At 71.0% G+C, this 20,782-nt stretch carries 18 protein-coding genes; 9 read left to right on the plus strand and 9 right to left on the minus strand.

Going from position 1 to position 20,782, the window contains the following annotated elements; all coding sequences use genetic code 11:
* Window positions 1-24: 24 nt before the first annotated feature.
* Entirely contained in the window at window positions 25-960 is a 936-nt protein-coding gene (locus ACFSVL_RS20360) for a GlxA family transcriptional regulator (protein ID WP_378306377.1), read from the plus strand.
* A gap of 45 nt (window positions 961-1,005) precedes the next feature.
* Here ACFSVL_RS20360 and ACFSVL_RS20365 read toward each other — a convergent pair whose 3' ends face one another.
* Entirely contained in the window at window positions 1,006-3,615 is a 2,610-nt protein-coding gene (locus tag ACFSVL_RS20365; RefSeq protein ID WP_378306379.1) for a fibronectin type III domain-containing protein, read from the minus strand.
* 235 nt (window positions 3,616-3,850) lie between these two features.
* Here ACFSVL_RS20365 and ACFSVL_RS20370 point away from each other — a divergent pair, with 235 nt between their 5' ends.
* The 4 genes from ACFSVL_RS20370 (at window position 3,851) to ACFSVL_RS20385 (ending at window position 7,728) form a co-directional block, all read left to right on the plus strand.
* Window positions 3,851-5,176 carry a glycoside hydrolase family 27 protein gene (locus tag ACFSVL_RS20370; RefSeq protein ID WP_378306381.1) on the plus strand — a complete coding sequence of 442 codons (1,326 nt, stop codon included), beginning with the start codon at window positions 3,851-3,853 and terminating at the stop codon, window positions 5,174-5,176.
* Window positions 5,177-5,539: 363 nt separating this feature from the next.
* The gene (locus ACFSVL_RS20375; protein WP_378306383.1) at window positions 5,540-6,394 is read left to right on the plus strand and encodes a GNAT family N-acetyltransferase; all 855 of its coding nucleotides are present in this window, start codon (window positions 5,540-5,542) and stop codon (window positions 6,392-6,394) included.
* Window positions 6,395-6,435: 41 nt separating this feature from the next.
* Window positions 6,436-7,293: a type I methionyl aminopeptidase gene (gene map, locus ACFSVL_RS20380; RefSeq protein ID WP_378306385.1), complete on the plus strand. Its 858-nt coding sequence runs from the start codon at window positions 6,436-6,438 to the stop codon at window positions 7,291-7,293.
* Window positions 7,294-7,302: 9 nt separating this feature from the next.
* Complete coding sequence (locus tag ACFSVL_RS20385; RefSeq protein ID WP_378306386.1) at window positions 7,303-7,728, plus strand: hypothetical protein; 426 nt, start codon at window positions 7,303-7,305, stop codon at window positions 7,726-7,728.
* Here ACFSVL_RS20385 and ACFSVL_RS20390 read toward each other — a convergent pair whose 3' ends face one another.
* Window positions 7,729-8,403: a FadR/GntR family transcriptional regulator gene (locus tag ACFSVL_RS20390; protein ID WP_378306388.1), complete on the minus strand. Its 675-nt coding sequence runs from the start codon at window positions 8,401-8,403 to the stop codon at window positions 7,729-7,731.
* Between the two features lie 48 nt (window positions 8,404-8,451).
* Between ACFSVL_RS20390 and ACFSVL_RS20395 the strand changes: the two genes are divergently transcribed.
* Window positions 8,452-9,726 carry a CynX/NimT family MFS transporter gene (locus tag ACFSVL_RS20395; RefSeq protein ID WP_378306389.1) on the plus strand — a complete coding sequence of 425 codons (1,275 nt, stop codon included), beginning with the start codon at window positions 8,452-8,454 and terminating at the stop codon, window positions 9,724-9,726.
* Window positions 9,727-9,751: 25 nt separating this feature from the next.
* On the opposite strand, the gene ACFSVL_RS20400 is transcribed toward ACFSVL_RS20395, so the two are convergent.
* The 3 genes from ACFSVL_RS20400 to ACFSVL_RS20410 all read right to left on the minus strand — a co-directional run bounded on the left by ACFSVL_RS20400 (window position 9,752) and on the right by ACFSVL_RS20410 (window position 12,445).
* Complete coding sequence (locus tag ACFSVL_RS20400) at window positions 9,752-10,018, minus strand: hypothetical protein (protein ID WP_378306391.1); 267 nt, start codon at window positions 10,016-10,018, stop codon at window positions 9,752-9,754.
* Between the two features lie 101 nt (window positions 10,019-10,119).
* Window positions 10,120-11,514: a mycothione reductase gene (locus ACFSVL_RS20405; RefSeq protein WP_378306393.1), complete on the minus strand. Its 1,395-nt coding sequence runs from the start codon at window positions 11,512-11,514 to the stop codon at window positions 10,120-10,122.
* Window positions 11,515-11,584: 70 nt separating this feature from the next.
* Complete coding sequence (locus ACFSVL_RS20410) at window positions 11,585-12,445, minus strand: M15 family metallopeptidase (RefSeq protein ID WP_378306395.1); 861 nt, start codon at window positions 12,443-12,445, stop codon at window positions 11,585-11,587.
* 172 nt (window positions 12,446-12,617) lie between these two features.
* Here ACFSVL_RS20410 and ACFSVL_RS20415 point away from each other — a divergent pair, with 172 nt between their 5' ends.
* Window positions 12,618-13,436 (plus strand): S1 family peptidase, encoded by an 819-nt coding sequence (locus ACFSVL_RS20415; RefSeq protein ID WP_378306397.1) that lies wholly within the window; start codon window positions 12,618-12,620, stop codon window positions 13,434-13,436.
* A 20-nt stretch (window positions 13,437-13,456) separates the two neighbouring features.
* A complete protein-coding gene (locus tag ACFSVL_RS20420; protein WP_378306398.1) occupies window positions 13,457-13,888 on the plus strand; it encodes a GNAT family N-acetyltransferase in 432 nt (143 codons plus the stop codon).
* Here ACFSVL_RS20420 and ACFSVL_RS20425 read toward each other — a convergent pair.
* The 4 genes from ACFSVL_RS20425 to ACFSVL_RS20440 all read right to left on the minus strand — a co-directional run bounded on the left by ACFSVL_RS20425 (window position 13,885) and on the right by ACFSVL_RS20440 (window position 19,972).
* Entirely contained in the window at window positions 13,885-15,051 is a 1,167-nt protein-coding gene (locus ACFSVL_RS20425; protein WP_378306400.1) for an 8-amino-7-oxononanoate synthase, read from the minus strand. The two genes, ACFSVL_RS20420 and ACFSVL_RS20425, sit on opposite strands and share 4 nt — an antisense overlap.
* A 244-nt stretch (window positions 15,052-15,295) precedes the next feature.
* Entirely contained in the window at window positions 15,296-16,993 is a 1,698-nt protein-coding gene (locus ACFSVL_RS20430) for a DEAD/DEAH box helicase (RefSeq protein WP_378306402.1), read from the minus strand.
* A 320-nt stretch (window positions 16,994-17,313) separates the two neighbouring features.
* The gene (locus ACFSVL_RS20435; protein ID WP_378306404.1) at window positions 17,314-18,270 is read right to left on the minus strand and encodes a serine protein kinase RIO; all 957 of its coding nucleotides are present in this window, start codon (window positions 18,268-18,270) and stop codon (window positions 17,314-17,316) included.
* A 187-nt stretch (window positions 18,271-18,457) separates the two neighbouring features.
* Complete coding sequence (locus ACFSVL_RS20440; RefSeq protein WP_378306405.1) at window positions 18,458-19,972, minus strand: FAD-dependent oxidoreductase; 1,515 nt, start codon at window positions 19,970-19,972, stop codon at window positions 18,458-18,460.
* A gap of 92 nt (window positions 19,973-20,064) precedes the next feature.
* Between ACFSVL_RS20440 and ACFSVL_RS20445 the strand changes: the two genes are divergently transcribed.
* Entirely contained in the window at window positions 20,065-20,679 is a 615-nt protein-coding gene (locus tag ACFSVL_RS20445; RefSeq protein WP_378306407.1) for a TetR/AcrR family transcriptional regulator, read from the plus strand.
* Window positions 20,680-20,782 lie beyond the last annotated feature (103 nt).

Raw genomic sequence — 20,782 nt, forward strand, 5'->3', positions numbered from 1 at the left:
GACGTCATAGGGTACTTTCTTGCCATGCATCGTGTGGTGGCTCTCGTCCAGCCGGTGCAGTCGACGTTCGAACTCGGCTGCGGCGTGGAGGTCTTCGGCACGACCCGGGGCGGCGTACCGCAGCACTACGCATTCGAGGTGTGCACCGAAAAACCCGGCCCGGTGCCGACCACCGCCGGCTACGAGATCCACGTGTCCAGCGGGCTTTCGGCGCTGGCCAAGGCGGACACGGTGCTGATCCCGGGCTGGACGCCGGTCGAAACGCCGCTCTCGCCGAAGGTGCGCCGGGCGTTGCTGCGCGCGCACGAACGCGGCGCGCGGCTGGTCACGATCTGCTCGGGTTCCTTCGCGCTGGCCCAAACCGGGCTGCTGGACGGAAGAACGGCGACGACGCACTGGGCGCGGATCGACCAGCTGCAGCGCGATTTCCCGGAACTGCGCGTGGAACCGGACGTGCTCTACGTGGACCACGGCGATGTCGCCACGAGCGCGGGCGCGGGGGCAGGCATCGACCTGTGCCTGCACCTCGTCCGGCGTGATCACGGCGCGGCGCACGCGGCGCTTATCTCGCGGCACATGGTGATGCCGACGCATCGCGAGGGCGGGCAGGTGCAGTACGTGCCGCGGCAGCCGTCCGCGGATGCCTTGGACGGCCTGCTCGACTGGGCCGGCGAGCGGCTGGGCACGCCGTTGTCGGTCGAGGATTTGGCTGCCCGCTTGAGGATTTCCCCGCGGACGCTGGCCCGCCGGTTTGCCGATCAGCTCGGGACGAGCCCGGGCGCGTGGCTGCTTTCCCGGCGGGTGGCCGAGGCGCGGCGGCTGCTGGAGGAGACGGACCTGCCGGTGGACGCGATCGCCGCGCGGGTCGGCCTGGTGTCGGCGGTGAACCTGCGCCGCCGGTTCCGGGCGCAGGTCGGGACGACGCCGGGGGCGTATCGAAGGGCGTTCCGGCTGGGGTGATCGGCGCGTACCGGCGGGGAGGTCCGATACGCGCCGATCACCGGGTCAGGCGGTCGTGGCTTGCACCGACACCGCCGGGCCGACGCCGGTTCCGGTGACGGCCGCGATGGTGAACGTGTACGCGGTGCCGGACTTCAGCCCGTCCACGACGCGGGTCAGGCCCTTCTGCGTGGGCTGGCTGACGATCGCGTCGCGTCCGGTGACCTCGATGGTGCGGCCGTCGGACACGGTGATCCGGTAGCCGATCACCGGGGTGGAGCCGGTCTCCTTCGGCGGCGTCCAGCGGATGCTCGCCGCGTCAGTGCTCGGCAGCGCCTTCGCCCCGGTCGGGACGGCAGCGAGCTGGGTGCCCGGCTGCGCCACCGTGACCGGTGCCGACGGCAGCGACGGCAGGCCAACCCCGAACCGGTTGCGCGCGGCAATCGTGACGGTGTACGTCTGGCCGTCCGTCAGCTTCGGGATCACGGTATACCCGGTACGCGCGAAGTCCTTTGCGGACACCGAAGTCGTGACACTGTGCTTGCCGTCGGAAGCGGTCAGCAGGTAATCCTGAACCGGCGCACCGTTTTCCGCGACTGTCGGGTTCCAGGTCGCGTACAGCTTGCCGGACACCGAGAAGGTGCCGATCCGGGTCGGGGCCTGCGGAGCGGACGCGCCGTCGATCCGCCGGTTCAGCACCGAACGGTGGCCTGGCTCGATGCCCGCGTTGTCCACAATGGACTTAGGGGCGGCGGCGGGGTTGTTCAGCAGGTGGTTGCCGGAGGTGATGACGCCCTTCTTGTCGCCGTCCGGATCGCCCTGCTCCCAGTAGTTCCCGGAGATGACGGTCGGGTCGTTGTTGCCGAGCGAATCGCGGTAGTCGACGTGCGTGGAGGCGACGTTGGCGTACGCCGCGTGGTAAAGCACGTTGCCGGAAACGGTTTCGTAGGTGCAGCCGTTGTCGGTGTAGACGGACTTGCCGAGGCCCCACTGGTCGTAGATGACGTTGCCGGTCACCTTCTCTCCCTCGGCCTGCGACGGGCCGGTGATGCCCTGGGTGTAGATGCCGCCGCCGTCGTCGAGGGAAAGCATGTAGTCGTGGATCAGGTTGTTCGAAACCACGTTGTTGCGCGAGACGTTCGGCGTCGCGGCCTGCTTGATCTTGTCCGGCCAGCCGCCCCAGCCCATCGAGATGCCGGAGTACGCGACGTGGTCGATCTGGTTGTGCGACACGACATTGTCCTGCGAGTACCCGTTGACGATCGGCACCCCGCCGGTGAATTCGCGCGGCATGCCGTACAGGTGGTTGTTGGTCACCTTGACCCGCGCGGTCAGGTCCGCGCCGGCGGCGGTGGGCTTGCTGACCCCGCCGATTTCGACGCCGTTGCCGGAGATGTCGGTGAACACGCTGTCGGACACGCTGCTGTCCTGCGCGCCTTCGCCGAGGTCGAGCCCGGCCGCGCCGAGGTGGGCGAAGACAGTGTCCCGGAACTCGATCCGGTGCCCGTGCGACATCGAGACGTTGCCGGGTTCCTTCGTCCAGTCCGCGTACGGGCAGGTGCCGCCGGGGGTGAACTGGCACAGGCCCTGCGTCGCCCAGCCGCGTTCGCCGGTGATCCGGTAGCCGGCCTGGATTTCGGAGAACCCTTCCGGCGACGACGGGGCGAGCCAGGTCGCGTAGGAGAACTGGATGCCGCGGAACGAGATGTCGTGGATCGGCGCGTCGGCGGTGCCGCGGCCGTCCACGAGCTTCTCCAGCGCGGGCATCTCGACGTCGGCCCAGTGCAGGTTCTCGCCCTTGCGCGGCAGGTAGTACACGGTGTGCGCGGAGCGGTCGAGGTACCACTCGCCGGGGGTGTCCAGCAGCTCGAACGCATTCTCCACATAGGACGGCTGGCGGCCGTTCGTGAGATCGCCGGGGCCGACCATGTTGACCGAACGGCCGGGGATGTCGGCGAACATCACCCGACGCGTCGAGTTGTCCCAGCACGGCTGCGCCATGGTGATCGTCGTGCCCTGTGCCGAGGCGATCGGGCAGCGCGGCTCGGTCCACTGGCCGAGGCCGTTGCGCTCGACGTTCCACAGTCCCTCGCCGCTCGTGTAGACCAGTTCGAGGTCGCTCGGGTTTCGCCAATGCGCCATGGTGTCCGCGGACGCGGTGTATCCGGTGTCGGTCGCCTTCACGCTTACCGGAAGCCGGCCGGACGCTCGTTGCGCGCGGGTGCCGTCGACGTACAGCTGGCGAGTGTTGTCCAGTCCGGCGGGCGCGGGCGCGGAGTAAAGCCCCGGCCGTCCGGCGACCGGACGCCAGCCGGTGACCTGCTTGCCGCCGCTGACCACGGTGCCTGGCGAACCCTGCCAGACGATCCGGTGACCGTTCGTGCCGGAATCGGCCGAGTCGAGTTCGAGCGGCTTGTCGAGCCGGTAGGTGCCGGAAGCGACGTGCACGGTCAGGTCGGAGTTCAGGTGCGCGGCGCGCTGCCGGACCAGCTGCTGGGCGCGGGGGAGCGTGCGCACTGGAGACCAGACGGCGCCGGTCCCGGAATCGTTGCCCCACTGCGAGACGTACACGTCCTGGCTGCCCGGCCATGCCGCGGCCGCGCCGGCGGGCAGCAGCGCGGTGGCGGTCGCCACCGCCACGGCTAGCCCAAGGGAGCGCGCTGGTCTGAACTTCATCCGGGACCTCCGTGTTCGCCAGTGAACGACGCTGGGGCGCGCCGCACAAAAGATAGGATCTATTCGCGATCGTGTCGAGAGGTCGTTTCCGGATATTCGCAGCATTCACGGTGGTGAACGGGCTTGATCCGGTCGGCGGGTTCCGTCCCGGTTAGCGGTCAGTGATCCGATGAATCATTGCTCGGGCCGGTCCGGCGCGCGTACAACGAAGCGATCCCCGGGAGAGGTGGTCGCGATGAAGCGAAGTCGGATCGGAGTGCTGGCCGCGGCGGTGGCGGTGCTGGCCGGAGCGCTGGCCGGAACGGCGGCGGCGGACAGTCAGTCGATCGAGTCCTGGACGCCGGTGGCGAGAACGCCGCCGATGGGCTGGAGCAGCTGGAGCGCGCTGCGCCGGAAGTTCACCGAGGAGACGATCAAGGCACAGGCCGACGTCCTGCACGACCGGTTCGCCGCGTACGGCTACCGGTACATCAACATCGACGCGGGCTGGAACGACCACGTCGACGAATTCGGTCGCGTCGCGGCGGACCCGAAGAAATTCCCGAACGGCGTTGCCTCGCTGGCCCGGTACCTGCACCAGCGCGGGCTGAAATTCGGCATCTACCTGGTGCCCGGCGTCCCGGCGCAAGCGGTCGCGGCCGATTCGCCGATCGAAGGCACGCCGTACCGGGTGCACGACATCGTCATGTCCGGCGCGGGCAACACCGCGGACGACAAATCCGCGAAACTCGACTTCAGCAAGCCCGGCGCGGCCGCGTACGTCCGCTCGCAGGCGCGGCAGCTGGCTTCGTGGGGCGTCGACTACATCAAAATGGACTTCGTCGGCCCCGGCGGCGGGAAAATCCCCGCGGACAACCGCGAGGACATCAAGCAGTGGCACGCCGCGATCCAGGCCACCGGCCGTCCGATCCACTTGGAACTGTCGAACTCGCTCAGCATCGCCGAAGCCGCGACGTGGCAGCGCTACAGCAACGGCTGGCGGATCGAAGGCGACATCGAGTGCTACTCGCACTGCGTCGGCCTCACGAACTGGGACGTGCGGGTCAAACTGCGCTTCGCCGACGCTCCCAAGTGGACCTCTTTCGCGGGCCCCGGCCACTGGAACGACCTTGACTCGATCGAGATCGGCAACGGCGACGCGAACGGCATCACCCCGGACGAACGGCAGAGCGTCATGACGCTGTGGGCGATCGAAGCCTCGCCGCTGCTGCTCGGCACCGACCTGACCAAGCTTGACCCGGACGACCTGAAGCTGCTCACCAACCGCGAGGTGCTGGCGGTCGACCAGGCGGGCCGCCCCGCGCGGCCGGTTTCGCAGGAAACCCAGCAGCAGGTGTGGTTCAGCCCCGACGGCCGGGGCGGGGTCACGGTCGCGCTGTTCAACCTGGGCTCGACGGAGGCGTCGGTGACGGCTTCCTGGCCGGACCTGGGACTGCGCGGCCCGGCGTCGGTGCGGGACCTGTGGACGCACCGGAACCTGGGGGTGAGCCGCGACAGTTTCACCGCGACACTGGCCCCGCACGCTTCGCGGCTGCTGCACCTGGTCCCGCGGCACCACTGAGCCCGTCCGTGAAGGACTCCTTGAGGGAATCTGATTCCCTCAAGGAGTCCTTCACGGACAGCAACCTCGGCAGCCAGGTCGAAGGGCTCGCCGGGCCGGGGCTGGCTCGGCGGGCACCGCGAGGTAGTCGTCCGTGAGGGCCACCTTCACGGACTCTGATTCCCCCAGGGTTCCCTTCACGGACCCTGGGGCGAGGCTCCGGAGGTGCCCGGGCGGGGTGCCTCCGGAGCGCCGCACCGGGGTCGGGCACGGTCGGCGCCGGAGCCCGCCGGGGCGCCGCCGTTCGGGTGCGAGGGCCGTTCATCTCAGCGTGTCGGCCGGCTCGCGTTCCGTTCACCCGGTTCATCTGGCACTCTGGAGCGCGTGTTGCGGCTTGCAGGTGCACGGCTGCTCGATGATCGGGACTATCCGGCGGTGCGCGCTGCACTCGCCGCCGACCCGGTGGGCAGCTGCATGGTCAGCGCCCGGGTCGAGGCGGCCGGTCTCGACCCGTGGCGGCTCGGTGGCGAGCTGTGGGCCGCCGATTCCCGTCCGGTGCGCGCCGGGCGCCTCACCGGGCTGTGCTTCGCCGGGCCCAACCTGATCCCGTTGCGCGGCAACGCTTCGGCGCTGCGGTCGTTCGCCGACCGGGCCCTGCGCCGCCAGCGCACCTGCTCCTCGCTCGTCGGGCCCGCGCCGCAGGTGCTCGGGCTCTGGGACGAGCTGTCCGCGGAATGGGGGCCGGCCCGCGAGGTGCGCGGCGACCAGCCGCTGATGGCGCTCGAAGGCGATCCGCTGGTGGCCGCCGACCCGCAGGTCCGCACCGTCCGCCCGCACGAGCTGGACCGCTACCTGCCCGCGGCGGTGGCGATGTTCATCGAGGAGGTCGGCGTCGACCCGCGCGCGGGCGACGGCGGGGCCAGCTACCGGGCCCGGGTGAGCGAGCTGATCTCCACCGGCCGCGCGTTCGCCCGGTTCGAGGACGGCGAGGTCGTGTTCAAGGCCGAGATCGGCGCGATGTCCGCGCGGGTCGGCCAGATCCAGGGCGTGTGGGTGCACCCGGACCGGCGCGGCGGCGGCCTCGGCACCGCGGGCACCGCCGCGGTGGTGAACCGCCTGGTCCACGGCCTAGGCCGGACCGCGAGCCTGTACGTGAACGGGTTCAACGCGCCCGCGCTGGCGGCCTACCGGCGGATCGGGTTCCAGCAGGTCGGGCAGTACGCGACCGTGCTGTTCTGAGCTGGCTGCGCCGCGTCGGGGCGAGGTCGTAGGCTGGGGACATGTCCGTTCGCGCCCCGTTGAAGCCCGGCGTCCAGACGCCGCGCCGTGCCGTCCCCGCCGACATCGCCCGCCCCGAGTACGTGGACCGGCCGGCGCCGAAACGGGACACCGGCAACGGAGTGCGCACGCCCGAGGTCATCGAGGCGATGCGGGTCGCGTCGAAGATCGCCGCGCAGGCGCTCGAAGAGGGCGGCAAGGCGGTCAAGCCGGGCGCGACCACCGAGGACATCGACAAGGTGGTGCACGAGTTCCTGCTCGACCACCACGCGTACCCGTCCACGCTCGGTTACCGCGGCTACCCGAAGTCGTGCTGCACCTCGCTCAACGAGGTGATCTGCCACGGCATCCCGGACTCGACGGTGATCGAGGACGGCGACATCTGCAACATCGACGTGACGGCCTTCATCGGCGGCGTGCACGGCGACACCAACGCGACGTTCCTCGCCGGAGACGTTTCGGAGGAGGTGCGGCTCCTGGTCGACCGCACCCGCGAAGCGACCGCCCGCGCGATCAAGGCGGTCCGCCCCGGCCGCCAGCTCAACGTGATCGGCCGCGTGATCGAGGCGTACGCGAAGCGGTTCGGCTACGGCGTGGTGCGCGACTTCACCGGCCACGGCGTCGGCCCGGCGTTTCACACGGCGCCGACGGTGCTGCACTACGAGGAGCCCTCGGTGCAGACGCTGATCGAAGAGGGCATGACCTTCACCATCGAGCCGATGATCACGCTGGGCACCATCGACTACGACCTGTGGGACGACGACTGGACGGTCACCACGAAGGACAAGAAGTGGACCGCGCAGTTCGAGCACACCCTGGTGGTGACCGCCGACGGCGCGGAGATCCTGACGCTTCCGTAAGTCCTTCTCGTGAACGATGAGGCGAGGCACGCCGCGGTGGCCGCCCTGATCAAGCTGTCGGAAAGCCCCGACTATCGCGACAGAGCGGACGCGGGCCGTGCCCTCGCCAGCTTCGCCGCGATGCCGGAGGCCAAGGGGCCGTTGCTGGGACTCGTGCTCGACGCGGATAACACGTTCGTCACCCGCGAGACAGCGGAGGCTTTGCTCCGCCGTCTCGACGCGGCTGGGCTTGCCGTGGTCGCCGCTGCTCTTGGCGACGCCGACCCGAATCAGGGCGATTGGATCTATACCGCGGTGGACGACGTGTTCGTGGTGGACGACGCCGAGCGGGACGCCGCGCTGCGGGAGTGCGAGGCGCTGGAAGAGGACACAGACGAACGGACGCGACGCGGCGCGAAGCGCTTGATCAGAGCGCTCTCGGCGCGGGACGACTGATCACAAGTCTTCCGCCCGCGCGATCAGCTCGTCCAGGAACCCGGCCGCCTCATCCGCCGCCCGCCCGGCGTCGCGCGCTTCGATCGCTTCCACCAGTTCCCGGTGCCGGATCATCTCCGCGTGCTCCGGATTGTCCGAAGTGGACGCCACGCTCGCGGTGATCGCCTCCATCAGGCCGCGGTACAGCTCCAGCAGCAGGCCGTTGTGCCCGCACCGGACCACGACCTGGTGGAATTCCGCGTCGCTGCGGGCGAAATCGTCGAGCCTGCCCTCGTCCCAGTCGGTGTCCCGCCGGTTGAGCAGGACGCGCAGTTCGGCCACGTCCTCGTCGGTGCGCGCGGTCGCGGCCAGCCGGGCGCCCTCGACTTCCAGCAGACGGCGCACCTGCAGCACCTCGCGCAGTTCCGTCCCGCAGAGCCGGCGGATCGCGCCGGACACCTCGCTCGTCGCGCGCACGTAGGTGCCGTCGCCCTGACGGACCTCCAAAATCCCGGTATGCGCCAGCGCGCGCACGGCCTCGCGGACCGTGTTGCGCCCGACGCCCAGCTGCGCGGACAGCTCCGGCTCGGTCGGGATCCGATGCCCGATCGGCCATTCTCCGGCGGTGACCGCCTCGCGCAGCTGGTCGATGACCTGGTCGACGAGTCCGGCGCGGCGAGTGGTGGCCAACGGCACAGCCTGATCCCTTCATCCAATCATCCTACGTATGGAATAGTAGCGCACATGTCCGCCGATTCCCGAGATTCCGCTGCCGCGTCCACCGCTACCTACTCCGACCGGCTCGAGCTTGAGCTGGAAGGCAGCCTCGAGGAAGAGGTCCCCGCCGGTCGCCGTCCGGGCGTGGTGGCCGGCGGCGTGCTCCTGGCGGTCGCGGTGGTGCTCACGGCGATGAACCTGCGGCCGGCGATCACGAGCGTCGGCCCGCTGCTCGCGGAAATGCGCGGAAGCCTCGGCGCATCCGCGGTGTGGGCGAGCATCCTCACGACGCTGCCCGGCCTGTGCTTCGCCGGCGCCGGCCTCGCCGCGCCGGTGCTGTCGCGCCGCTTCGGCATCGGCCCGGCGATCGGGCTCGCGCTGGCGGTGCTGACCGCGGGCCTGGTGGTGCGGGTGCTCGACGGACCGTACGTCGTGCTGGGCGGCACGCTGATCGCCACCGCCGGAATCGCGCTGGTCAACGTGCTGATCCCGGTGGTCATCAAGGATTCGTTCCCGGCCCGCGTCGGCCTTATGACGGGCATCTACACCGCGGCGCTGCAGGGCGGCGGCGCGGCGGGTTCCGCGGTGAGCCCGCCGCTGGAATCGGCCCTCGGCGGCTGGCGGGCCGCGCTCGGCGCGTGGGGCGTGCTGTCGGCGATCGCGCTGGTGGCGTGGCTGATCGCTTCGCGCGGCGCGGGCCGTCCGCCGCGTCCGGCCGCCGGCGCCGCTCCGGCCCGGTCGCTGATGCGCAGCCCGCTCGCGTGGATCGTCACGATCTTCTTCGGCCTGCAGTCGTTCATCGCCTACGTCGTGATGGGCTGGCTGCCGCAGGTCTTCATCGACTCGGGCGTCAGCAAGGCCGACGCCGGTCTGCTGCTCGGCCTGATCTCGGTGATCGCGGTGCCGATCAGCCTGGTGATCCCGCCGATCGCGGCGCGGCAGAAGAGCCAGAGCCCGTGGATTGTCGGCATGGGCGTGTTCGGCGCGGCCGGCATGCTGGGCCTGGTCTTCGCGCCCGGGTTCTCGCCGCTGCTGTGGAGCATCCTGCTCGGCATCGGGATGAGCGTGTTCTCGCTCGCGCTGACGGTGATCGCACTGCGCGCCCGGACCGGTGCCGAGACGGCGCGGCTGTCGGGGATGGCGCAAGGCTTCGGCTACCTGCTGGCGGCGGTGGGGCCGTTCGTGTTCGGCCTGCTGCACGACGCGACGGGCAGCTGGACGGTGTCGTTGATCGTGCTGCTCGCGGTGATGCTGACGCAGATGGTGTTCGGCGCACTGGCCGGGCGGCGCCGGTTCGTGTGAGACGTCGTGAGTGTTCAGGCCGGTTCTAACCGGCTTGAACACTCACGAACGGCTCAGGCAGCAGCCCGGTGCGCCGCACGTCGTCCAGCGCGGCCACCGCGACCGCAAGGCATTGCGCGGCCCATTCGGACGGCATCGCCCGGAGCTCCTCCAGCAGCGCCAGCGTCGCGGCTGTGGTCCCCAGCTCCGCCCGCCGCACGGCGAATTCCAGCTCAAGATCCGTCACGTCGGTCCAGCGAGCGGCCACTTCCTCAGCGGCCACCACGATTTCCCCGGCGATCATGTCGGTCATGTCAGTCCCCGCACCTCCGCGGGAAACAGTAACAACGCGAGATCCTTGTTACCCGATCCGGGAATCGCCACCCCGCATGATCAACTCTGGGTATCCCCGCGTCAGTCCAGCGGCAGGTTCAGCAGCGCGTTCTCCACCAGTTCCGGCATCGCCGGGTGGATCCAGTACTGCCCGCGCGCCATCGACCGCGCGTCCAGGCCGAAGCTCATCGCCTGGATCAGCGGCTGGATCACCGACGACGCCTGCGGTCCGATGATGTGCGCGCCCAGCAGCTGCCCGGTCGCCGGATCGGCCAGCAGCTTCGCGAAACCGGTGGTGTCCTCCATCGCCCAGCCGTAGGCGATGCCCGCGTAATCCTGCTTCGAGACCACAAAGGACAGTCCGCGCTCGGTCGCCTGCGCTTCGGTCAGCCCGACCGACGCCACCTGCGGTGAGGTGAACACCGCGTGCGGCACGAAGCGGTGGTCGGCCTTGATCCGGTCGTCCGGGTGCAGCAGATTGTGTTGCACCACACGGGCTTCGTGGTTCGCGACGTGCTTCAGCTCCAGCGGCGACGAGATGTCCCCGAGCGCGTAGATGCCTTCGACGGACGTCTGCTGGTAGTCGTCCACCACGACGTGCCCGCGTTCGGTGGTGGCGACGCCGGTGGCACCCACGTCGAGCAGGTCCGAGTTCGGCTTGCGGCCGGTGGCGACCAGGATCAGGTCGGCCTCGACGGTCTCCGCGCCCTGCGGGCCTTCGAGTTCCAGCGCGACCCCGTTGTCCGTGCGGCGGGCGCGAACGGTCTTGCGGTCCAGCCGGACGTCGAACCGCTGCGAAGCGAGTTCGGTGAACCGGGCGCTGATGTCCGCGTCCTCTTGCCGCAGCAGCGCCCCGGACCGGTTCACCATCGTGACCGCCACGCCGAACGACGCGAAGACGTGCGCGAACTCCGCCGCGATGTACCCGCCGCCGAGCACGACGATCCGCTCCGGCAGCGCGTCGAGGCGCATGATCGTGTCGGAGGTGTAGTAGCCGGTTTCGGCCAGCCCCGGCACGTCCGGGACCACCGGCCGCCCGCCCGCGGCGAGCACGAACCGGTCCGCGGTGACGACCTCGTCCGGACGGCCGCCGGGGAAGCTGACGCGCAGCTCCTTCATGCCGGTGAACCGGCCCTCGCCGCGGTAGACGTCGACGTTCCGGTTGTCCTCGTGGCTCTCGCGGTACTCCGCGCCGCCCTCGGCGATCGGGTCGATCCGGCCGAAGATCCGGTCGCGGATGTCCGGCCAGCGCACCGCGGTGAGCTGCTCGTCCACGCCGAAGCGCGAGCTGCCCGCGGGCGTCGCGGCGACGTCGGCGGCGTAGACGAACATCTTCGTCGGGATGCAGCCGACGTTCAGGCAGGTCCCGCCGAACACGCCCTTCTCCACGATGGCCGTCCGGAGGTCGGCGAACTCCGGCCCGAGGATCGAGTTGCCCGATCCGGTCCCGATGATCACCAGGTCGTAGTGCGGCACGGCGGTCCTTCCGAAAAGCGGTCTGCTGCCAGCTTAGTCAACCCCGCGCACCCGCCCGGGTGTTCCCGGATCACTCGCCGTTGGCTGTGAAATGCATCCGGTCGACCGGCGACGTCCACGCCCCGCCCCACTGCCAGCCCGCCCCGGCGAACGCGCGCACGACCGGGCCGCCCGCGGTCACCATCCCCGGCCGCACGTTCGCGCGGTCGACATAGGAGGACGCCAGCTCCGGGAGGACGAGATCGCCCTTCGTGTAGGGATTGCAGAACGGGTTGACGTCCACCGCGAGCCCGTACGCGTGCGCGGACCAGTTCTTCTGCCCGCGCACCGGACGGCAGACGAACGCGCTGGTGTCGTTGCCGTCGCCGGTGGGCGGCGCGTCGAGTTCGGCGGGGGAGGTGATGCGCATTTCCTCGATGGGGAACTGCTGCGCGTACAGCTCGCTGAACGCTTTCACCACTCCCTCGGCGGCGTCCTTGTTGACCAGCAGTTCGCCGGTGTGCGCGCGGTGGTCGAAGCCCCAGAACGAGAGCGTGACGTAGCGAAGGTCGCCTGACGACACCGGGCAGGCTGCCTGCCAGGTGCTGCGCTTGAGCACGGTGTCGGGGACGGCGGCGATCTTCGCGTCGTACGTGGTGCTCGCCGGCGGCGGGAGGAAGTCCTGGGTCGGCAGCGAGCGGTTCACCAGTTCGGGTGGAGTCGGCTGGATCTCGCCGAAGCCGTCCGTCCGCCGCGGCAACGGACGAGCACCCACCTGCCAGGTGACAGCGGGCGCGCTCGTCGCCGTCCGAGTTGCCGGAAGTGTCGGGCTGGGCGCCGCCGACGGCGCGCTCAACGGGCTCGGCTGGGGTGCCGCCGGGGTGCTCGTGGCACATCCGGCCAGCAGGAAGACCATCAGCGCGCCGGCCGTCGCGGCTGTTTTCCGTCGCATGAGACCACCTAAGCGAATGCGCTCGGTGTATAGAGACTCCACCCGTTCCAGTGACACCGTTTTGGGCTTGGCCCGTTTAGGGTAATCGCGGCCGTGTGTGCACGCGCCGGAGTCGGCCGATTCCCGTGCGCGTCCAGGCTGTGCCGTCGTAGTGCCGATGAAGGGAAAGCCCATGCCCGCGAAGTTCCGCCGTCCGGTCCTGCTCGCGGCGGGGTCGCTGCTCGCCGCCGCGATCGCGGTCCCGGTCGGCTCGGCGTGGGCGTCGGAGCCCGCGGACCCGGGGTCGCACGCGCAGCCGCGGATCGTCGGCGGCAGCGAAGCGTCGCTCGCCGACCACCCGTACGCGGTGTACCTCACCGACCAGAGCGGGTCTCAGTTCTGCGGCGCGGTGATCGTGAGCCCGTCCGCGGTGGCGACCGCCGCGCACTGCGCGAAAGCCCTGCCGAAGTCGTCGGTCCACGTGGTCGCCGGCCGCCAGGACAAACGGAGCAGCGACGGCGTGGAGCTGGGCGTCTCGAAGGTCTGGGTGAACCCGGACTACAGCGACCCGACCAAGGGCGACGACATCGCGGTCCTCACCGTGCGCGGGCGGCTGCCTTACCAGGCGGCGAAGGTCGCGGACAAGAGCGACCAGTCGCGGTACGCGGAAGGCACGCAGGCGACCGTGCTCGGCTGGGGCCGGCTCTCCGAAGGCGGCGAGCGGTCGGACGTGCTGCGCAGCGCCCAGGTGCCGCTGGTCAGCGACTCCGCCTGCAAGACGGCTTACGACACGTACGACCCGTCGAGCATGGTGTGCGCCGGTTACCCCCAAGGCGGCCAGGACGCCTGCCAGGGCGATTCCGGCGGCCCGCTCGTCGAGGGCGACACGCTCGTCGGCATCGTGTCCTTCGGCGACGGCTGCGGGAAGGCGGGCAAACCCGGCGTGTACACCCGGGTTTCGCAGTTCTCCGACGACATCGCGGCGCAGTCCCAGGCGCGGCTGTTCGGCTGAGCTGTGTTAAGCAGGGTCGTGTGACGACTCTGCACCGCGCCACCGGGCCCGAACTCACCGCCGCCGAGCTGTACGCGATCCTCCGGCTGCGGTCGGACGTGTTCGTGGTGGAACAAGACTGCGTGTACGCCGACATCGACGGGCTAGACCTGCGCCCGGAGACGCGGCATCTGTGGCTGACCTCCGGCGGCGAGGTCGTGGCGTGCCTGCGCGTGCTGGCCGAACCCGGCGGCGGGTCGCGGATCGGCCGGGTAGTGACGGCGAAGCCGGCGCGCGGGCAGGGTTTGGCGGCACAGCTGATGGCGGCGGCGCTGGAGGGCGCGGCCGGGGAGTTCGTGCTGGATGCGCAGACCTATGCGCAGCAGCTTTACGCGCGGTTCGGGTTCGTCGCCGAGGGCGAGGAGTTCCTGGAAGACGGGATCCCGCACGTCACCATGCGCCGCAAGGGCTAACCGCGCGGTGCGGTCGCGGCGATCACCTTCACCGCGCGGTCGACGTCCGCCTCGGACAGATCCGCGCGGGCGGTGAGACGCAGCCGGGAAACGCCGTCCGGCACGGCGGGCGGGCGGAAGCAGCCGACGAGAATCCCTTGCTCCGCACAGGCTTCCGCCCACGCGGTGGCTGCCTGCGGCGACGGAGTCTGCACAGCGACCACGGCGGCTTCGGGGAGACTCACCGGGATACCGGCGTTCTTCAACCCCATCGCGAGGTTTCCGGCGTTCTCGATGACTTTCGCCGGAAGGTCCGGCTCGGATTTGAGCACCTGCAACGCAGTCAGCGCGGCGGCAGCGTTGGCCGGGGCGAGGGCGGTGTCGAAGAGGAAGCTGCGCGCGGTGTCCACGAGATGCCGGATCACGCGTCGCGGGCCGACGACAGCACCGCCTTGCGCGCCCAGGGCATTGGCGAGCGTCAGCGTGGTGACGACGTCCGGCGCGGACGACAGCCCAGCGGCGTGCACCGCGCCCCGGCCGCCTTCGCCGAGCACCCCGAAGCCGTGCGCGTCGTTGACGACCAGCGCGGCGCTGTGCGTACGGCAGATGTCGGCGAGTTCGCCCAGCGGCGAGAGTTCGCCGTCCGCCGAGAACACCGAATCGGTGACCACGATCGCGCGCGGTTTACGGCGGGTGGCCAGCGCGTGCTTGATCGCGGACGGAGTCGAGTGCTCGACCGCCGCGATGTCCGCACGGGAAAGACGGCAGCCTTCGACCAGCGACGCGTGGACGTACTTGTCCGTGACGATCGCCGATTCGGAGCCGGACAGAGCGGTGACCGCGCCGAGGTTCGCGGTGAAGCCGGAGGAGAACACCAGTGCTGCTTGGGCGCCGCAGAAGCGGGCCAGCTCGTGTTCGAGTTCCGCGTGGAGTTCGGTGGACCCGGTGCCCAGGCGCGATCCGGTGGCCCCGGCGCCCCAGCGCAACGCGGCCGCCGCGGCTGCCCCGGCGACGCGCTTGTCGCGGGCGAGCCCGAGGTAGTCGTCGCCGGCGAGGTCGAGCCCGGGGTGCTGCGCCGGCCGCGGAGTCATCCGCCGCCCGAGACCGGCTTCCGCTCGCCGCTGGCCTTCGGCTTCCAGCCAGTCGAAGACGTTCTCTGGCGGCAGCGGCGGAGTGTCAGTCACCCAGGCAGTGTCGCATCCGGCCGGTGGGCGCGTGTGCCGCCCCCGCCCCCGGGGAGGGTGGGAAGCGTGGCGGGGCAACGGAAACACGGGCTGCCTGCGATCTTCAAGTCCGTGAGGGGAACCCTGAAGGAATCAGATTCCCGCAGGGTTCCCCTCACGGACCGCAAGCCCCGGGCGCGGCGGCGAGCGGAAACCTGCCCGGAAACGAAGAACGGCCCCGCCGGAGCGGGGCCGTTCTCAGGAATCAGGCGTCGTGTCCGCGGCGCGGGCCGCGGCTCGGGCGGCCGAAGCCGCCGCCGGCGCGCGACTGCTTCCGGCTGCGGCTGTAACCGCCGCCGCCGTGGTTCTCGCGGGAGCCGTAACCGCCTTCGCGGCCGCCTTCCCGCGAGAAGCCGCCTTCGCGGGCGTAGCCGCCCTCGCGCGAACCGCGACCTTCGTACGAGCCGCGGTTGTAGCCGCCTTCGCGGGAACCGCCGCGGTCGTCACGCGAGCCGTAACCGCCGCCGCCTTCGCGGGAGCCGTAACCGCCACGGCCGCCTTCGCGCGAGCCGCGGTAGCCGCCGCCCTCGCGACCGCCGCGGAAGCCGCCGCGGTCGCCGCCGAAGCCGCGGCCGCCGGAGCGGCGCGGGGACTCCCGGCGACGCTCCACCACCGGCTCGCCGCTCGGCTCGCGGGCGCCGGTGATGCGGGACAGGTCCTCGTCGTGGGTGCGGATCATCGTGGTCTCGGCGCGCACGCCGGCCCGGTCGGTCATCCGGCGGACGGTGCGCCGCTGGTCGTGCGTCACCAGGGTGACGACGATGCCCGACGCGCCCGCCCGGGCGGTGCGGCCCGCGCGGTGCAGGTAGTCCTTGTGGTCCGCGGCCGGGTCGACGTGCAGCACCAGGGAGATGTCGTCGACGTGGATGCCGCGCGCGGCGACGTCGGTGGCCACCAGGACCGCCGCGTGGCCTTCCTTGAAGTCGGCGAGGACGCGGTTGCGCTGGCCCTGGGTCTTGCCGCCGTGCAGCGCCACCGCGTGCACGCCGCTCTCGCGCAGCCGCTCGGTGAGCCGGTCCACGTGGTGCTTGGTGCGCACGAACATGATCGTGCGGCCCTCGCGGGCGCCGATCCGGGTGATGATGTCCTGCTTGTCCGAGTGCGACACCTGGAACAGGTGGTGGTCCATGGTGGTGACGCTCGCGGTCGACGGCGCGACCGAGTGCGTGACCGGGTCGGCGAGGTACTGCCGGACCAGCTTGTCGACGTCGCCGTCGAGCGTCGCGGAGAACAGCAGCCGCTGCCCGCCGGGAGGCGTGAGGTCCATGATCTCGCGGACCTGCGGCATGAAGCCCATGTCGGCCATCTGGTCGGCCTCGTCGAGGGCGATGAAGTTGCAGTCGCCGAGCGAGGCGGTGCCCTGGCGGACGTGGTCCGACAGCCGGCCCGGGGTGGCGATCAGCAGGTCGACGCCGCGGGCGAGCGATTCCGCCTGGCGGCCGAAGGACATGCCGCCGACCGCGGTGCGGCACCACAGGCCGAGCGACTTGGCGAGCGGGGTCAGCGAGTCGGCCACCTGCATGGCCAGCTCGCGGGTCGGCACCAGCACGAGCGCGCGGGGGCGCTTCGGGCGGGCCTTGCCGCCGTCGAGCCGGGCCAGGATGGCCAGGCCGAAGGCCAGCGTCTTGCCGGACCCGGTCTGGGCGCGGCCCAGCACGTCGCGGCCGGCCAGCGCGTCCGGGATGGTCGCGGACTGGATCGGGAACGGCGCGTCGATGCCCGCCTCGGCGAGCGCCCGCAGCAGTGGCTCGGGCAGGCCCAGCTGGGCGAAAGTCTTCACGGCGGGGGTTTCCACCGTGTCGTCGTGGAGAACGTCTCCACCGGCCGGCCGGTGCCGCGGCTTGCGCTCGGGGCGGCCCGCTCGGGAGCGGGCGGACTGGCCGGAGTCGTACGTGATCGTCACAAATGCCTCTCGGACGTGGCACGTCGCAAGGAGGCCCGGGCTGCCCGCGCGCAGGCAGGGCAAGATGGTGTGGCGATGGGCGTTCACAGGGACGGACCCGGTGCGCCGAGCCATGGCGTGGCACACCGACGGAAATTGCTTCGGATGGCCGCGAGTCCTTCTGCGGACTGTGGAGGCGACGGACACCAACTCATCCACGCCGCCGTTGCGGTCTTGACACACTCTACCTGAGAGATCGCGGTTGCCCCGCACCCAGGTGGGCGGTTGTGGGCGGGGTCGCAGGTGTGGGCTGGCGCACACCCGCGGCCCCGCCGGGAGGATCAGCCGAGACCGGCCGCGTTTTCCAGTTCCCGCACCAGGTCACCGGTGTCGGCGACCTGTTCGGACAGTCCGCGGCCGCGGAACCAGCCGGCGAGATTCGCGACGTCGCGGGCGAGGAATTCCCGTCCGCGCGGGTTCGCGATCACGTCGACCGCCTGGGGAAGGTCGATCACCATCAGGTGGCCTTCGTGCACCAGGAGGTTGTACGCGGACAGGTCGCCGTGCGCGAGTCCTTGTCCCGCCAGGAGTTCCAGCGCGGACACGGCTTGCTCCCACAGGTCGGCCAGTTCGTCCGGCCCGGGCCGCAGCTGCGCCAGCCGGGGCGCGGCGGTGCCGTCGGATTCGCCGAGGAACTCCAGCAGGATCTCGGTGCCGTGGCGCTGCACCGGATACGGCACCGGCGCGCCGATCGTCCACAAGCGACTGAGCACGGCGAACTCGGCCACCGCCCATTGTTCGGCGATCAGGTTGCGGCCGAACGAGGTGCGCCCCTCCATCGCGCGCATCTCGCGGGACCGGCGCATCCGCCTGCCCTCGAGATAACCCGCGTCGCGGTGGAAGAGCTTGTGCTCGTCTGAGCGGTATCGCTTGGCTGCCAGCAGAACGCCGTCCTCGCCGGGAAGATTGCGGCGCAGCAGGTGCACGTCCGCTTCCTTGCCGGTCTTGAGCACGCCGAGGTCGGTGTCGACCGCGGCGAGTTCGGTGATCACCCAGTCCGGCCGGGGATGCGGGCCTTGGTCGGCCCCGTCCCAGTTGGACCACCGGTCGGCGCCGTCGGGCAGTTCGGTTTCGGTGTAAGCGTCTTCGCGAAGCTGGGAGAGCCGGACTCGCTCGGCTTCGGTGAGCCGTCCCCGGCGGGCGGGGGCGGGCTGGTCGTCGTAGCGGGGGCGGCGGCGCATCCGGCGGTCGGCGTAGTCGGAGGCGTCGGCAAATTCGTCGAAATCGTGCTCGCGCACTGGTGAGTTCTCCTAGATCAGGGTGCCCACCAGGCGAGCGCGTGCTCTAGCCGAGGCGGGCGGGCGGAAGAGGGCAGGACAGCGCCCGGACAAACTCCACGACGCACCTCCCTTGCTTCCGGCACCCGGCGGCTCCCCGCCGGTCGCCGACCACCTTGCCGCCTCGCCCAGGACCGCCGCAACTGATTTATTTCGCCCCCGCCCACCGGGAGAGCGCGGCGTCGAGGAGCTTCTGGTCGTCGCTCCCGGAACTCGCCCAGACGATCACTCCGTCGGGACGGACGAGAAGGCTCGGCTCGTCCGCCGGATCGGCCACGTACGCCAGCCGGTCGTCCAGCCCGGACACCGCGAACCGGCCGTCGGGGGAGCGGTCGACGAGCACGAACCGGCCGTCGTGCGCATGGTCGGCGAGCCGGGACCCGGATGTCAGCTCGACGTCCCCGGCGATCGAGCCGACCGGAGCATCGGCGTCGTCCGCGACGTCGTAGTGCTGCAGGATCCCGGACGACAGCGCGACGATGCGGTTCATCGCGGCGGGCACCCGGAGCAGTTCGCCGCCGACGATCTTGCGCAGCTGTTCCGTGCGTTCGTCGCCGCGCAGGAGCGCGACCTGCGCGCGGGTCCAGTCGAGCACCCCGGCGCCGACGGGATGGCGTTCGGTCTCGTAGGTGTCGAGCAGCCCGGCCGGTGCCCAGCCCTGGACGGCCGCGGCGAGTTTCCAGCCGATGTTCGCCGCGTCGCCGAGACCGAGGTTCAGGCCCTGTCCGCCGAGCGGGGAGTGGACGTGCGCCGCGTCGCCGGCCAGGAACACGCGGCCGTGCCGGTAGTGCCGGGCCTGGCGGGCGTTGTCGGTGAACCTCGTTGCCCGGCCGCGGATTCCGGTGATGGTGACCGGGACTCCGGTGACGTCGCGGACGGCCTCCTGCAGCTCGTCGACCGTCACCGCGGCGTCGCGATCCCTCGGCGGTTCGCAGAAGCGGCTGAGGAAGATGCGGCCGGGCACCGGGCCGTACGCGTAGACGCCGCGCGGCGTCCAGGTCCAGCCCGGTCGCAGGCCGCTCGCGTCGGCGAAGTCGGCGATCGCCTGGTAGCCGGTCATTTCCGGGTCCGTGCCGACGAATTCGACGCCGAGCTGCTTCCGGATGACGCTCCGCCCGCCGTCGGCCGCGACGAGCCAGCTCGCGGTGAACTCGCCCGCGCTCGTTTCGACCGTCACGGATTCGCCGGTGTCCCGCACGCCGCGGACCTCGACGCCGCGCCGGAGGTCGACGCCGAGCCGGGCGCAGTGTTCGCCGAGCATCTGCTCGACCTCCTGCTGCGGCACCCCGAGCCCGTTCGACACCGCCCGGTGCGCGGCGAGCACCGGGTCGCTCTGGTCGATCAGGTCGTTGTCGAACAGGAAACCGGCGAAGTGCCCGGCGGCGAGGAACCGGCGGCCGCCCCGCTTGGCGGCCTCGACCGTCGGGCCGAATTTGCCGACCGACTCGAGGAACCGCCGCTGCGCCGCCTCCGCCTCGGGCAGCAGGCCGCGCCGGTCGAGCAGTTCGGCGCTCGCGACGTTGACCGATCCGGCCTTGATGTTCGGATCCGGCTCCTCCAGCCGGTCCAGGACGGTCACTCCCACTCCGCGCAGCGCGAGTTCCCCGGCGAGGAACAGCCCGGTGGGCCCGGCCCCGGCGACGATCACCTCAGTCCGCCCCATGGCGCACTCTCCTTTACCCTTGCTCGACGGCTTAACCAAGTGTGCTTACCGAGTAAGCTTACCAGGTAAACGTAACACGGAAGGGTGGACTCATGCCCAATCGCGGCGACCGGGGCGGGGCCAAGACGCGGGCGCGGATCGCCGAGGTCGCGACCGGGCTGTTCCTGGAACGCGGGTTCGACGAGGTCACGATCGCCGAGGTCGCCGCCGCGGCCGGGGTGTCCAAGGTGACCGTGTTTTCGCACTTCGAGCGCAAGGAAGACCTGCTGCTGGACCGTTTGCCGGAGGCGATCGAACTGGTGCGGTCGGCGGTCCGCGAACGGACTGGCGGCGTGGTGGACGCGCTCCGGCAGCTCTCGCTGACGCTGCTGGAAGAGGCGCACGTGCTGTCCGGCGTGGGCGGCGACATCGAGCCGTTGATGCGGACGGTCGCGGAGTCGCCCGCGCTGATCGCGCGGCTGCGGGCGTTCGGGTACGAGATGGAAGCCGAACTGGCCGGGGAACTCGCCGCGGACGCGCGGTTTACCGGGGACGCGGCGCTGGTCGCCGCGTTGGTGGTGGCGGCTTACCGGACGGTGGCGGTGGCGACCGTCCGGCGCCGGCTGGAGGGGGAGGACCTGGCTGAGCTGGCGGTATCGCACCGCGAGCGGCTGGCGCGGGCGTTCGACGCGGTGGAGCGCTTGGTCGGGGACTCGGTCAGCGGGTGAAGCCCGGCCAGGTCTCGCTGTGGAGTCGGAGCGCGGTTTCGTGCGGCGAACTCTCGGATGAGCTGCCGGGCAGCGTCGGCTCCGGCCGCCGGGAAGCACCCAT

Source organism: Amycolatopsis silviterrae, assembly GCF_042684085.1.
In the GTDB taxonomy this organism is placed as follows: domain Bacteria; phylum Actinomycetota; class Actinomycetes; order Mycobacteriales; family Pseudonocardiaceae; genus Amycolatopsis; species Amycolatopsis silviterrae.